Here is a 13,395-nt window from a genome sequence, read left to right as displayed (position 1 = left end):
GTGCTCATCGCTGCCGCGACCGTCTGGTGGTGCAATTGAGTCCGGAGCCTAGAGCCTGTTCGCCTCTGATAGGATCAAAGGCGAGGCTCTATGGTTTTGGTTTGACGCGTTTTCCTAGCGCGAAGTGGATTCCACTTCGCTTGAAAACGCTCTAGGCCGGCGACGACGGCGCGGCGGCGAGCGGCATGTCCGGTGTGCTCGCTTCCTGCACCAGCGGCGGTGGCGCAGCCGGGACGCTCGTGGTTGCCGCAGCCATTCCCATGCGCGTCAGCATCTCCTCGCAGAGCTTGCGCACGGCCGCCCCCGTGGCGCCCGGATACTTCGCGAAATAGGAGCGGTCGGGCGCGTGGAAGCGCGCGGCCTCCTGCAACGCGATGGAGCGCGGGATCACCTGCTCGAACACGCGGTTCTCGGCATTGCTCACCAGCCAGGCGTGATAATCCTCCTCCGTCGGCGAGCCGATGTCCTTCATGTTCACGAGCACGCCGAGGTTCTCCGCAAATCCCATCTCCGGGTTCAGCGCCTTGAAGCGGCGGAACACCTCGAGGCCGCATACGGAGATATAGTCGGCCTTGGTCGGCGAGATATGATAGTCGGCTTCGCGCAGCCAGCTCTCCGTCAGCACCGACAGTCCCGGCGGGCAGTCGATGAGAATGATGTCGAACACGCGGCGCGCCTCGCCGAGCAGGGCGGAGATGGCCGCGCGCAGGCGCCCGTGCTGGCTTCCCTTCGACACCTCGCGCTCGAACAGCGTAAGTTGCATGTCGCTCGGAATGAGGAAAACGCTGCGCGCATCGTCGACATCCGACACGTTCCTGACGATGAAACGCAGCCAATCGACGGCCGCATCCTGGAGCACGCGCGCGACGAGGAAATCGACGATCGTCAGGCCGTTCTGCTGCAGGCGATGCAGGTTCGGGATGGTCATCAGCATGCTCGACACCGAGGCCTGCGAGTCGCTGTCGATCACCAGAACGTTCTTACCGTGATAGACCGAGAGCGTTTCGGCCAGCGCGAGCACCAGCGTCGATTTGCCAACGCCCCCCTTCGTGTTCATCACAGCAATCACATTGCGCATAACGATGCGGGGCCTCCCCTGCCCCAATCTCCGCTGCCGCTATCCGATGTGCGTCGAGATTGTGGCGGTCTCGCGAAGCGCGCGCGGAAATCGTATTCCGGTCGGCGCGGCGCGCCGTCAAGATGCGACGGCGGCGCGGGTCAACCTGCTATAGGATGCGTTTACCACGCGCGGACCCAGGCCACGCCGCCGCTGCGGACGAGGACGGGGGTGCGGGCGCGCACGATGACCAGCGGATGCTCGTAGACGATGCGGTGCGCGGGCCGCACGGCGACGGCGCGGTCGCGGAGCACATAGACCGGCGGCGTCACCACGCGCACGCGCCGCCCGGGGGCGACGACCACCTGGCGCGGCACGCGCTTGACCTCGGCGGGTACGAAGACCTTGCACCGGCGCTCCCCGTAGGGCCCGGCAACGGTCTTCCAGCGATAGCCCGCGCGCCGTACGACGATCTCCTGCATCACGGTGCGGGTGACGGGCGGCGTCATGACGTAATCGACGCGGCGCGGGGCGACCTCGAAGCGCTCGGTCCGAAAGACGACCACCGGCTCGGTCTCGACGACCCCGTAGCAGTCCCCGCGGCAGGCCAGTGCCGGCGTTGCGGCCGCCAGAGACAGGGCGAGGACGAGGGCGAGACGCGCGGACGAGCAACGCAACGGCATGGGAGAAATGCTCCAACAGGGAGCTTCGAAATTACCTGCTCGAAACGGGCAACGCGCGCGCCCGATGGTTCCTTGGTTAATCGCAAGACATTGAGCGGGTGTATGATTTAATTAATCCGGAGCGAAAGCTGCGGGGGCCCATCCCGGCGTGTCCGCGATTTTCCGATGCCCGGCCGTCTGCTAATGCTTCCTCTCCCTATCGCCTGTTCTGTCGTTATCGTGCTTCCGGCCGCATTGCTGCGTCATCCTGTTCAGACCCACTCTTTGAGGCTCATGTCATGACCCCAGCCCTCCGCACGTTCCGTCCGTTCGCCCTGGTCGCCGCCGCGTTCGCAGCGCTTGCCCTCGGCGGCTGCGGCGTCAACAACATCCCGACCTTCGAGCAGAGCGCCAAGGCCGCGTGGGCCGAGGTGCAGAACCAGTACAAGCGGCGCTCGGACCTGATCCCGAACCTCGTCGAAAGCGTGCGCGGCTTCGCCGACCAGGAGCGCAAGGTGCTGACCGACGTCACGGAAGCCCGCGCCAGGGCCGTGAGCGTGCAGGTGCCGGCCGACATCCTCACCAACCCGGACGCCATGAAGCAGTACCAGGACGCGCAGAACACGCTGGGCGGCGCGCTGCGCCAACTGCTCGCGGTGGTCGAGAACTATCCCGACATCAAGTCGGGGCAGAACTTCCTGGCGCTGCAGAGCCAGATCGAGGGGACGGAAAACCGCATCTCCATCGCGCGGCGCGATTACATCCAGGCCGTCCGTCAGTACAACACCGAGATCGCGACGTTCCCGGGCCGCCTCTGGAGGATGGCGCTCTATCCGTCGGCGCAGGAAATGGCGACGTTCGACATTCCGGCCGAGGAGCAGAGGGTGCCGAAGGTCGATTTCGGTACGAGCAAGTAGATCCTTTCGGTCGGATGGCGCTCCTTCCTCTACTTTCCATTGACGGGGAGGGTCGCCGTCCTCCTGAGCATGCTTTCGGCGTGCATCTTCCTGGGCATGCCTTCGGCATGACGTGCGAGGCGGGGCGATGACGACGGACCAACGTGAGTTGCTTGGCTTCTCCCCACCCCTGGCCCCTCGCCGCAAAGGGGAGGGGGGATGTCTGCGCTGCCGCCATGCAATGATGCGGCTGGCCATCGCGATTCTGCGGCTCGTCCGAGAGATCTGTGAGCTGGACGGTGGTGTCCATCTTCGACGTATCTGGGCTCCGGCCTTCGCCGGAGTGACGGACTGTTTGTGGCAACGGGATTGCCCATCTCCAACGTCATACCGGCGGAGGCCGGGATCCAGACACGTCAGAGCCTGGCGCCGTGACTTCGCAATCCCGCTCGCTCTCGCGCTGGCCGTGATGTTGCTCGCGTGCGGTCCCTCACGGGCCGCGCCGACGTTCCCGGCGCTCACGGGGCAAATCGTCGACACCGCGGGCCTCCTCTCGGCCGAGGACCGGGCGGCCATCCTCGCCGATCTGCAATCGCTCGAGCAGGCCTCAACCGACCAGCTCGTCGTCGTCACCGTGCCATCGCTCGGCGGCTACGAGATCGAGGACTACGGCTATCAGCTCGGCCGCCACTGGGGCATCGGCGAGAAAGGCAAGGACAACGGCGTCCTCCTCATCGTGGCGCCCAATGAGCGCAAGGTCCGCATCGAGGTCGGGCGGGGGCTCGAGCCGGTCGTCACCGACCTCATGAGCAAGATCATCATCGAGAACGCGATCCTGCCGGAGTTCCGCCACGGCAACTTCGGTGCCGGCATCCGCGCCGGCGTGCGCGACGTCAAGGATACGCTGCTCGGCGATGCGGAAGCCGTGAAAGAGCGCGCGCGCGGCCTCGACGCGGGCGACGGTCCCGACTGGCTCGGGCTGTTCATGATCGCGGTCTGGATCGCCATCTTCCTCTATATCCTCTACGCGCAATCGCGCTACGCCGCGCAACAGCCGCAGACCATGGGCGGCGCGGCCCAACGGCGCCGCGCGGGGCGTGGCCGCGACAACGGCATGATCGTCTTTCCGGGCGGGGGATCGGGACGCTGGGGTGGTGGCGGCTGGTCGGGCGGAGGAGGCGGGTGGTCTGGAGGCGGCGGCGGCTTCGGCGGCGGCGGCGGATCAGGAAGCTGGTAACTCGGGATATTGCGATGAGACCGATGTTCTCGGAAGGCGACGAGCAGAGGATTACGGAGGCGATTGCGCGGGCCGAGAAGGCCACGTCGGGCGAGATCGTCGCCGTCGTCGCGGCTGCGAGCAGCTCCTATCTCTATGCGCCCTTCCTGTGGGCCTCCGTCGTCGCGCTGCTGGTGCCCTGGCCGCTCATCCTGTGGACCTGGTGGCCGGCGGCGTGGATCTATCTGGCGCAGGTCGCCGCGTTCGCGGTGGTGCTCGGCGCGACGCTGCCGCGGCCGGTTCGCTACTGGATCGTGCCGGGCTCCATCAAGCGCGCGCGGGCGCATCGGCGGGCGATCGAGCAATTCGTCGCGCAGAACCTGCACACGACCTCCGGACGCACCGGTGTTCTGATCTTCCTCTCGCTCGCCGAGCGGCATGCGGAGATCGTCGCCGACGCCGCCATCGAGGCGCGCGTCGCGGCGGGCACGTGGCAGGACATCGTCACACGTCTCACGGCTCAGTTCACCGCCGGCCGCCACACGGACGGGTTCGTCGCGGCCATCGAGGAGGTCGGCGGACATCTCGCCCAGCATTTCCCGCCGGGCTCGTGCGATGCCAACGAGCTCCCCGATCATCTGATCGTGCTGGATGTGGACTGAGTGTCGCGACGTGCTGCCTTTCGGCATCCATGCAAGCGTCCATCAACGCGAGGGACGTCGCGCGTTCTGACTTTACGCGAGGGTCAGGACGACCTTGCCGGCGGCTTCGCGGCGGTCGAGGACGCCGATGGCCTCGCGGATCTCGGCCAGCGGATAGGTGGCGTGAATGCGGACGGAGAGCTTACCCTCCGCGACCCAGCGCAGGACCTCGACCATGTTGGCGCGGTGGCCGGCCGGATTGCGTCGCACGGCCTCGCCCCAGAAGATGCCGATGGCGTCCGCGCCCTTCAGCATCAGCAGATTGAGCGGCAGCTTCGGGATGTCGCCGGCCGCGAACCCGACGACGAGGAAGCGCCCCTCCCAGGCGAGCGCGCGCACAGCGGGCTCGGTGTATTGTCCACCAACGCAATCATAGACCACGTCAACGCCGCGGCCGCCGGTCATCTCCTTGAGCGCCTGCTTGAGATCGACCGCGTCGTAATCCACCGTCTCGTCGGCGCCGGCCGCCCGGCAGATGTCGAGCTTGTCGCCGCGGGCCGCCGCGATGACACGGGCGCCCATCAGCTTCGCGATCTCGACCGCCGCCTGGCCGGCGCCGCCGGACGCGCCGAGCACGGCCACCGTCTCGCCGGGCTTCAGGCGCCCGCGGTCCTTGAGGCCGTGAATGGCCGTGCCGAAAGTCACGCTGACGGCGGAAGCCACCACGTCGGAGACACCGGGCGGAACGGGGATCAGGCTCTCGGCGGGTACGGCGATCCGCTCGCGCGCGCCGCCATAGCCCACCGCCGCCGCGACGCGATCACCAACCTCGACGCCCGTCACCCCGGGGCCGAGGCTCTTGACGACGCCCGCAATCTCCCCCGACGGCGAAAACGGCAGCGCGGGGCGTGTCTGGTATTTCCCACGCGTGATCAGGGTGTCGAAGAAATTGAGAGCGGCCGCGGTGACGCGGACGACGACTTCGCCGGGCCCGGCCACGGGATCGGCGATCTCCTCGACCACGAGGGCCCCCGGGCCATCGAGGCTCTTGCAAAGGGCCGCCTTCATGTGTGACCTCCCGGAACCGGATTCCCGCCGCTTCTCCTAACGGGAGAGCGCATCCTAAGCGAGCCCTTTGATGATCACGCCAGCCGCCCCCTCTCCCTGGCCTCCGAAATCCCGCGGCTACTTCGCCATCGGCGCCGAGCGCTCGTCGAAGGCGCTGAACCTCGGCAATCTGCTGCGCTCGGCGCATGCCTTCGGCGCAAGCTTCACCTTCACCATCGGCGCCCAGTACCAGGCGCTCGAAGCGCGCGCCGACACCTCCAAGGGACATTGGCACCTTCCGCACTACAACTGGGCGGCCCCTGGCGACATGATCCTGCCCAAGGGCTGCAAGCTGGTCGGTATCGAGCTTCTGGACGAGGCCATCGCACTGCCAAGCTTCCGCCATCCGCTGCAGGCGGCGTATGTGCTCGGGCCCGAGCGCGGCTCGCTCTCCGAAGCGCTGCTCGCGCGCTGCGATTTCACCGTCAAGATCCCGACCAGCTTTTGCGTCAACGTGGCGATGGCCGGCGCAATCGTCATGTACGATCGCGTCAAGAGCCTTGCTCCGTTCGCGGAGCGGCCGATCTCGGAAGGAGGACCTGCGGGAGCGACCGGAGGCGTGCGCGCCGACGGCCACCGGAAGGGACGGACGGACGGGTGACAGGACGGCGCATCACCTCGTATAAGAAGCGGGGATTCGCCAGCTAATGCGCGCCCAGGGGGCTGACGACCGTCGCATGAGACCGCTTCTCGCCACGATTTTCCTTCTCGTCGTTCTCGGAGCCGTCCGTTGCGCGCCTGGCCTCGCCCAGGAGGCCGAAGAAGGCTCCTTGAAAACCGGTGCTTACGGCGACTGGCTCGTGCACCGGAACGCTGGTGATGGGCCGAAGATCTGCTTTGCCGCCTCGCAACCCAAGACCAAGGAGCCGGCGGGCGCCAATCGCTCGAAGGTCGTGCTCTACGTCTCGGCGTGGCCGAAGGACGGGGTCAAGGCCGAATTCTCCGCCAAGCTCGGCTATCGCATGAGTCCGGAGGCACCCGTGTCCGCCACGGTCGACGACACCGCCTTCCGGCTCTTCGCCGACGAGGACCGCGCCTACGTTGCCGACGCCGCCGAGGAAGCCAAGCTCATCCAAGCCATGAAGACGGGCTCGAAGCTCGTTCTACAGGCGACCTCGACGCGCGGCACGCGGACGACCGACACCTATTCGCTCGCCGGCTTCGGGCAGGCGCTCGAGGCGATCACGAGCGCCTGCCAGTAAAGGCTCACGGCGCTCACCCCCCTCACCCGGAAGCGATACGTCCATGCGAAGCATGGCTCCGCCATGACGGGGAGAGGTCGCGCACGCAAGCGCGCGAGTGAGGGGGAGGGACAATTCCATCTGAAACGGAACGACCCTTGAGAGTTTCCGTTTCAGATGGAACAGCGGTTCGACATGCGCAAGCCCGTCTGGACTCCGGCCTTCGCCGGAGTGACGTTGAGTTTGCGTAGCCCGCCTGCATACAAATGACGTCATCCCGGCGCAGGCCGGGATCCAGACACGCCAATTGCTCGCATGACCATGTTTCCACCTAAGTCGGAACGACCCTAGGGACGGGCGCGGCCGGGGTTGCGGAGCTGAATGTAGAGCGCCCCCTCGCCGCCATGGGGAACGGCGGCGGTCGTGAAGCTCACGACGATGGCGCGCAGCTCAGGCTCGGCGAGCCACATGGGAACGTTCTTGCGCAATACGCCGCGCTCGGGAGCCGACCAGCCATAGTCGTCGTCGCGCGGCTTCTGTGGCCCGCCTTTTCCGGTGATGACCAGCACCCACTTCAAGCCACGCCCGAAGCACGAGATCAGAAACCGGCGTAGCGCCGCGTGGGCCTCGTGCTGCCGCATCCCGTGCAGGTCGATACGGGCATCGATCTCGAACTGTCCCTGGCGCAGGCGGCGCGCGGCTTTGCGGTCGAAGGACGCCAGACCGGGCGTCGCTTTGCCGCTTGGTTTCGCAGCCGCCGGCGGCGTTTTCGCATCGCGCTTTGCCGCGCCGTGCGGTGCGGCCATGTTGGTCTTTTTCGATTTCGGCGCGAACGGGGGCGTTTCGTCTGCTTCGGTGACGCCCGGATGATGGCGCCCCTTCCTTTGGCGCAGTGGCTTCAGCGAGGCGGCAGTGTGCTCCCAGAGCGCTTCGTCCTCCTTGCTGAGGTGGCGGCGCCGCGGCGGGTGGGGCGGCTTGCTCATGACGTTCCGTCCGGCGCCCCGCCGGCGCGCGGATGCAGCACGAAAAAGCGGCCCGGATGCTTGGTAGCGCCGGCCAGCTGGCCGGCCTCATCGCCGGAGCCGAAATAGATGTCGCCGCGCTCGGGGCCGCGGATCGCGGAGCCCACGTCCTGCGCGATCATGAGCCGCTCGAAGGCCGGCGCGCCGTTTCCCGTCTCGAGCGTCGGCGCGCTGACGTAGACCGGCGTGCCGATGGCGTGGAAGCCCGTATCGACGGCAAGGCTGCGTCCATCCGACAGCGGGATGCCGCGTGCGCCGAGCGGACCGTCGGCCTCGTTGGCAAGCTCGCGGAAGAACACGAAGGAGCGGTTCTCGCGCATGGTCTCGCGGCCGCGCACGGGGTCGGCCGCAAGCCAGGTCTTCAAGGCGGCGAGCGTCATCTCGTCGGGCGTGAAATGGCCGGCGTCGATCAAGACGCGCCCAACCGACGTGTAGGGATGGCCGTTCTTGCCGTCGTAGGTGATGCGGATCGTCCGGCCGTCAGGGAAACGGATGCGGCCCGAGCCCTGGATGTGCATGAAGAACGTATCGACGGGATCCGTCATCCAGACGAGCTCAAGGCCCTGGCCCGAGAGCGCGCCCTCCTCGATCTCGGCGCGGGTGGCGTAGGGCTCGACGCCGTCCGCCGTCCGGCGCGCGTGCGTCAGGCCGTCGGCGAGCGCCCCGCGCTCTTCCTCGCGCACGAGGTTCACGAGGTCCGGCGGGCGGCGATAGACGGGGATGCGGAACGGGCCGTTGGGCGTGCGCGCTCCGGCCAGCACTGGTTCGTAATAACCGGTGAGCAGGCCCTCGGCGCCATCGTGGACGACGCGGTGGGGGACGAAATGGCGTTCGAAGAAGGCTCTGGCGTCGTCCCGCGTCGTGATGCTGGCCTGGCATGCGACGGCGCGACCGGCGACCGCGACCAGCGGCGCATCATCCACTTTGGTCCCGCCCGCCCCATCCGCTGCGCCCGATCCGTCAAGTGCTGCAGCGGAGCGGAGAAAGGCCCGGAACGCGGCGAGGTGATTGTCCCCCTCCCAGCCGGGAAGCGCGGAGAACGGGACGGGCTCGAACGTCGCGGTGACTTTCGCCAACTCAGACGTTCGGGCTCCAAGCGGCATGGCGCGGCATCGGTTGGCGGCGGGACGGGTCGTTCAGTTCGGCGCTTGCGTTCCCACCAGCTTCCAGTTGAGGTTCCGGCGCGCGTCGCGGGTGGACACATCGCGCGAGAACGTCCAGATGTCGGTCACGTCCTTGATGCGCTGCTCGTCGCCTTCGATCACGGCGCCGGACTTGTCGCGGGTGGCGCTGATCAACTGGCTGACGAAACGCACGGTGATGCTGGCCATGCCCTTGGGGCTGACCTCGGCTTCGAGCATGTCCGCCTTGTTGATGCCGACGAAGCTCTGGTCGATGACGTGGCCGCGCTGCTCGCGCTCGCCGATCGCGCGGCCGAAGCTGTCGAGCACGTCCGCCGAGAGGAGATCCCGCAACAGGCGCCGGTTGCCCTCGGCAAACGCGGTGACGATCATCTCGTAGGCCGCCTTCGCGCCGCGCAGGAACTGCTCGGGATCGAACTTGGGGTCGAGCTTCAGGATGGCGGTCAGGCCATTGGCCAAGGCCGTATCCGGACCGGCAAACGACTTGATGCGCTCCTCGACCTCGGCCACGGATACCGCGCTTTCCACCGGCTCCGGCTCGCGCTCGCGCCGCGGCAGAGCGACCACCTTGTCCGACGGCGCAGGCGCCGCCGTCTTCTGGAGTGCCTCGCGCCGGCGCTGATCGACACGCGCCTCCTCGTCCCCCGTCTTGCGGCCGAGCACGCCGCGCAGCTTCACGATCGCGATAACGGCAACGATGAGGGACAGAAGCGTCAGTAGATTGATTTCGCCATTCATTCTCGGCAACTTCCTGGCAAGGCCCGCGGAACCGGGGCGTTTGCACTGATGTAAGATCGCTCTTGAGATCCGTCCAGGCGTACCGTCTTCCGGCGGCCGAAGATCGCGGAGGGCCGCGCATCGGTGGCGCGCAGAGCGTGCCTCTCAACTTAGGCCACAACGAGAAGGAAAGCCAATATTCTTGCTGTCAGGACCGTTTACGGCCGCGCCCGGGAGGTATTGCCCAATTGCGGGACCCGGCCGGCCGTGATAGCCACCACCCCCATCTGCAAACCCCTGGCAAGCCGATCCCGCCCCGTCATACGCTTCGGCCTGCCCTCGCAACTCAAGGCCCGACATGACAGACAAGGCAAAGCCCGCCCCGAAGGGCGGCGACGGTGACAACGAGGCCGCGCAGGCGCCGATCGAGGTGCGCATCGTCGGCCAGTTCATCAAGGACCTGTCGTTCGAGAACCCGAACATCGAAAAGCTGCTCGGTACCCCCGGGGAAGGGCCCAACATCAAGCTCGAGATCAACGTCGGCGCAAAGCGCCTCAAACCGGATCTCTACGAGAGCGCTATCGACTTCAAGGCCGTCGCCTCCGCCAAGGAGGGTACCGTCTACGATCTCGAGATCGTCTATGCCGGACTGTTCCAGATCAAGAGCATCCCCGACCAGGCGATCGAGCCGTTCCTGCTCGTCAACTGCCCGACCCTGATCTTCCCGTTCCTGCGCCGTCTCGTCGCCGACCTGACGCGGGAGGGCGGCTTTCCGCCCCTGATGCTCGATCCGATCGACTTCGGTCAGCTCTTCATCCGGCGCATGCAGGAGCAGGCGGCAGCGGGCGCGCCGCAGAAGCCGAATTGACCTCCGGGCGGCGGCCGATGGGCCGCGCGCTTTTTTTCAGGTCGATCGGAAAACGTCAGGTCGCCTTGTCGGGGGCGAAATAGCGCTTCCAGAGCGCCTTGGGTCCCAAGGTCTCGATAAACGCGCGATGGGCCGCGATCAGCTCCTCCGTCAGGCGGACGGGGAGCGGCGTCGGACGCGGCCCGCGCGCCGCAACGGTGCCGCGCTCTGCTCCTCGCGCCGCGGCGGCGCGATCGCCGGCGAGGACCAGGCTCGCCTGGCGCTCTCCCAGAAGCTCGACGTAGACCTCGGCCAGCAGCAGCGAATCCACCAGGGCGCCGTGCTTGAGGCGTTTCGAGTTGTCGATGCCATAGCGCTTGCACAGGGCGTCCAGGCTGTTGGGGCCGGCGGGGTGCTTGCGGCGTGCGAGCTGCAGCGTGTCGACGACCCGGCTCATGGAAATGGCGGGACCCTTGAGACGTTCGAGCTCCGCGTTGAGGAAGCCGACGTCGAACACGGCATTGTGAATGACGAGGGTGTCGCCGGCGATGAAATCGAGGAATTCCTCCGACACCTCCGCAAACAGCGGTTTGTCAAGCAGGAACGCCGTCGAGAGGCCGTGGACGGCTTCGGCCTCTGCGGGGACCGCGCGCTCCGGATTGATGAAGCGGTGGAATTCGCGCCCCGTGGGGATGCGGTTGACGAGCTCGATGCAGCCGATCTCGATCAGCCGGTCACCCTTGCGGGGGTCGAGGCCGGTCGTTTCCGTGTCGAGCACGATCTCGCGCAGCATCGGGTAGCCTTTGTCTCGTCGGAAAACGGCGATCCGCCTCAACGCCAATGGCGCTCGTAAGCCTCGGCGGGACGCGACGGCAGAGCTTTGAGGATAGCATCGACCTGGGCCTCGGTGTCGGCGAGGGTCCCCCCGGTATCCACAACGAAGTCGGCATGGCGGCGCTTTTCCGCATCCGGCAATTGCCGCTCGAGCAAGGCTTCGAGGCGGGCTTCGGTCATTCCCGGGCGATCGAGCACGCGGGCGCGCTGATGATCGGCCGGCGCCGAGACAACGACCACGGCATCGACATGGAGGTGGCGGCCGACCTCGAGAAGCAGCGGAATCTCGAGCACGGCGACCGGGTCGCCCCGCTCGTGCGCGTCCTTGAGGAAGCGCCGCTCGGCGGCGGTCACGCGCGGATGCACGATCGCCTCCAGCTCGCGAAAGCGGCCGGCGCTATCGGCCAGAGTGGCCGCGAGCCGCGCGCGGTCGACGGCGCCGTTTAGAGTGGTGCCGGGGAAGGCCGCCTCGATCAACGGGGCGGCTTCGCCAGCGTAGAGGCGATGCACCTCCGCGTCGGCGTCGAACACGGGGATGGCGCGCGCACGGAGCATGCCCGCGACCGTGGACTTTCCCATGCCGATGGATCCGGTGAGGCCGACGACCAGCATCAGGTGGCCTCGATGTCGGCTGCGATGAGCTCGTAAAGCTCCGCCGTCACCTCGGGGCGGACACCGAACCACTTCTCGAAGCCGGGGACCGCCTGGTGCAGCAGCATGCCGAGGCCGTCGACCGTGCGCAGGCCGTGGCGGCGGGCCTCGCGGATCAGTCCCGTCTCGAGCGGCACATAGACGATATCGGAGACGATGCAGTCGGGATGGAAATCCGTGAAGTCGATGTCGAGCGTGCCGTCGCCCTTGAGTCCCACCGTCGTCGTGTTGACGAGCACGGCGGCCTCCGTCGAGGCGCGGGACCGCTCCTCCCATGCGTGCACTTTCACGCGCGGACCGAAGCTCTCCGCCAACGCCGCCGAGCGCGCCGCCGAGCGGTTGAAGAGACGGACCTCGCCGACGCCGGCCTCAAGGAATCCGTAGACGATGGCGCGCGCCGCCCCGCCGGCGCCGAGGACGGACACCGGCGCATCGCGCCGGCTCCAATCCGGGGTTTCGAGCGCCAGATAGGTCATATAGCCGTAGGTGTCGGTGTTGGCGGCCGAGAGCCGTCCGCGCTCGTCGAGCCAGAGCGTGTTGGCGGCCCCGACCGCCGTGGCGGACGGCTCGCGCACCTCGGCCGAGCGCAAGGCTGCCTCCTTGTGGGGGATGGTGACGTTGCAGCCGGCGAGGCCCTCGGCGGCGAGCGAGGAGAAAAACGCCTCGATTTCCTCCGGCGGCACGGCGCGCTTCGTGTAGCGGCCGTCGATCCCATAGCGGGAGAGCCAATAGCCGTGAATCAAGGGCGAGCGCGAATGCGCGACGGGCCAGCCGACGACACATGCCTGCTTCAAGGGCGTGGAGCTCATGGGATTAGCACCTCGCGGCGGCGCAATTCCGCAAGCAGCGGCAACAGCGGGAGCCCGAGGACGGTCGTATGATCGCCCTCGATGCTCTCGAAGAGTTGCACGGCCGGGCCTTCGATCCGGTAGGCGCCGACGGAGGTCAAGACGCTTTCGCCCGCGCGGGCGAGATAGGCATCAAGCGCGGCATCGCTGAACGGCCGCAAGGTCAGGTGGGCCGTTTGCACGGTCCGCCACACGACCGTTCCGTTCGCGGCGAGCACCACCGCCGAATGCAGGGCATGTGTCTTTCCGCGCAGCCAGGCCAGATGCCGGCGCGCCTCGTCGATCGAAGCGGGCTTCTCGAACAGATGGCCGTTGCATGAGAGAACCTGATCGGCACCGATGACGAGGGCATCCGGCCTCGCGCGGCTCACGGCCTCGGCCTTCGCGTCCGCCAGAGCGAGGGCGACCGATTCATGTGAAACATCAGGATCGGCAGCCATCAGCCGGTCCCGCAGCGCGTGCTCGTCGACATCGGCCGGCTGCATGTCGGTCGCGACGCCGGCGGCCTCGAGCAATGCGCGCCGTGTCGCGCTTCCCGACGCCAGAACCAGGGCGGGCGGTTCCCGGATCATGG

Annotated in this window: 16 protein-coding genes; 6 read left to right on the top strand and 10 right to left on the bottom strand. The window is 67.4% G+C overall.

The features are described 5' to 3' along the window. Positions 1-151 precede the first annotated feature (151 nt). Together V7082_RS08440 and V7082_RS08435 are read right to left on the bottom strand one after the other, a co-directional pair. The gene (locus V7082_RS08440; protein ID WP_334147629.1) at positions 152-1,078 is read right to left on the bottom strand and encodes a ParA family protein; all 927 of its coding nucleotides are present in this window, start codon (positions 1,076-1,078) and stop codon (positions 152-154) included. A 161-nt stretch (positions 1,079-1,239) separates the two neighbouring features. Beyond that, positions 1,240-1,740 carry a hypothetical protein gene (locus tag V7082_RS08435; RefSeq protein WP_334147627.1) on the bottom strand — a complete coding sequence of 167 codons (501 nt, stop codon included), beginning with the start codon at positions 1,738-1,740 and terminating at the stop codon, positions 1,240-1,242. A gap of 278 nt (positions 1,741-2,018) precedes the next feature. On the opposite strand from V7082_RS08435, the gene V7082_RS08430 reads away from it, so the two are divergent. The 3 genes from V7082_RS08430 (at position 2,019) to V7082_RS08420 (ending at position 4,493) form a co-directional block, all read left to right on the top strand. Continuing rightward, the gene (locus V7082_RS08430) at positions 2,019-2,636 is read left to right on the top strand and encodes a LemA family protein (RefSeq protein ID WP_334147625.1); all 618 of its coding nucleotides are present in this window, start codon (positions 2,019-2,021) and stop codon (positions 2,634-2,636) included. 448 nt (positions 2,637-3,084) lie between these two features. Continuing rightward, positions 3,085-3,852: a TPM domain-containing protein gene (locus V7082_RS08425; protein ID WP_334147637.1), complete on the top strand. Its 768-nt coding sequence runs from the start codon at positions 3,085-3,087 to the stop codon at positions 3,850-3,852. A 14-nt stretch (positions 3,853-3,866) separates the two neighbouring features. Beyond that, a complete protein-coding gene (locus tag V7082_RS08420; RefSeq protein WP_334147623.1) occupies positions 3,867-4,493 on the top strand; it encodes a TPM domain-containing protein in 627 nt (208 codons plus the stop codon). Positions 4,494-4,565: 72 nt separating this feature from the next. Here the strand turns inward: V7082_RS08420 and V7082_RS08415 are convergent, their stop codons facing one another. Then, positions 4,566-5,540, bottom strand: coding sequence for an NADPH:quinone oxidoreductase family protein (locus tag V7082_RS08415; protein ID WP_334147621.1), 975 nt, complete (start codon positions 5,538-5,540; stop codon positions 4,566-4,568). A 70-nt stretch (positions 5,541-5,610) separates the two neighbouring features. Here V7082_RS08415 and V7082_RS08410 point away from each other — a divergent pair, with 70 nt between their 5' ends. Further along, positions 5,611-6,180, top strand: a complete 570-nt coding sequence (locus V7082_RS08410; protein ID WP_334147619.1) for an RNA methyltransferase — start codon at positions 5,611-5,613, stop codon at positions 6,178-6,180. Between the two features lie 76 nt (positions 6,181-6,256). After that, entirely contained in the window at positions 6,257-6,781 is a 525-nt protein-coding gene (locus tag V7082_RS08405) for an invasion associated locus B family protein (RefSeq protein ID WP_334147617.1), read from the top strand. 326 nt (positions 6,782-7,107) lie between these two features. Here V7082_RS08405 and V7082_RS08400 read toward each other — a convergent pair whose 3' ends face one another. Genes V7082_RS08400 through V7082_RS08390 form a run of 3 tightly spaced genes read right to left on the bottom strand, consistent with a single transcriptional unit; the run spans position 7,108 to position 9,662 of the window. Beyond that, positions 7,108-7,743, bottom strand: coding sequence for a Smr/MutS family protein (locus tag V7082_RS08400; RefSeq protein WP_334147615.1), 636 nt, complete (start codon positions 7,741-7,743; stop codon positions 7,108-7,110). Further along, positions 7,740-8,858 (bottom strand): murein transglycosylase A, encoded by a 1,119-nt coding sequence (gene mltA, locus V7082_RS08395; protein ID WP_334147614.1) that lies wholly within the window; start codon positions 8,856-8,858, stop codon positions 7,740-7,742. Before mltA ends, V7082_RS08400 begins: the two co-directional genes overlap by 4 nt. A gap of 60 nt (positions 8,859-8,918) precedes the next feature. Next, positions 8,919-9,662 carry a Tim44/TimA family putative adaptor protein gene (locus tag V7082_RS08390; protein ID WP_334147612.1) on the bottom strand — a complete coding sequence of 248 codons (744 nt, stop codon included), beginning with the start codon at positions 9,660-9,662 and terminating at the stop codon, positions 8,919-8,921. A gap of 337 nt (positions 9,663-9,999) precedes the next feature. Between V7082_RS08390 and secB the strand changes: the two genes are divergently transcribed. After that, positions 10,000-10,509: a protein-export chaperone SecB gene (gene secB / locus V7082_RS08385; RefSeq protein WP_334147610.1), complete on the top strand. Its 510-nt coding sequence runs from the start codon at positions 10,000-10,002 to the stop codon at positions 10,507-10,509. Positions 10,510-10,564: 55 nt separating this feature from the next. On the opposite strand, the gene dnaQ is transcribed toward secB, so the two are convergent. From dnaQ to V7082_RS08365, 4 genes are read right to left on the bottom strand one after another with little or no spacing between them, the layout of a single operon-like run. Then, positions 10,565-11,278 (bottom strand): DNA polymerase III subunit epsilon, encoded by a 714-nt coding sequence (gene dnaQ / locus V7082_RS08380; protein WP_334147635.1) that lies wholly within the window; start codon positions 11,276-11,278, stop codon positions 10,565-10,567. Positions 11,279-11,319: 41 nt separating this feature from the next. Further along, positions 11,320-11,934 carry a dephospho-CoA kinase gene (gene coaE / locus V7082_RS08375; RefSeq protein ID WP_334147608.1) on the bottom strand — a complete coding sequence of 205 codons (615 nt, stop codon included), beginning with the start codon at positions 11,932-11,934 and terminating at the stop codon, positions 11,320-11,322. Beyond that, positions 11,934-12,782: a shikimate dehydrogenase gene (locus V7082_RS08370; RefSeq protein ID WP_334147606.1), complete on the bottom strand. Its 849-nt coding sequence runs from the start codon at positions 12,780-12,782 to the stop codon at positions 11,934-11,936. The genes coaE and V7082_RS08370 overlap by 1 nt, the downstream gene beginning before the upstream one ends. Continuing rightward, the gene (locus V7082_RS08365; protein ID WP_334147604.1) at positions 12,779-13,393 is read right to left on the bottom strand and encodes a Maf family protein; all 615 of its coding nucleotides are present in this window, start codon (positions 13,391-13,393) and stop codon (positions 12,779-12,781) included. The genes V7082_RS08370 and V7082_RS08365 overlap by 4 nt, the downstream gene beginning before the upstream one ends. Positions 13,394-13,395 lie beyond the last annotated feature (2 nt).

The sequence above is a fragment of the Hyphomicrobium sp. genome (genome assembly GCF_036833075.1).
Lineage (GTDB): Bacteria > Pseudomonadota > Alphaproteobacteria > Rhizobiales > Hyphomicrobiaceae > Hyphomicrobium_C.
This window is presented reverse-complemented; position numbering and strand designations above follow the sequence as displayed.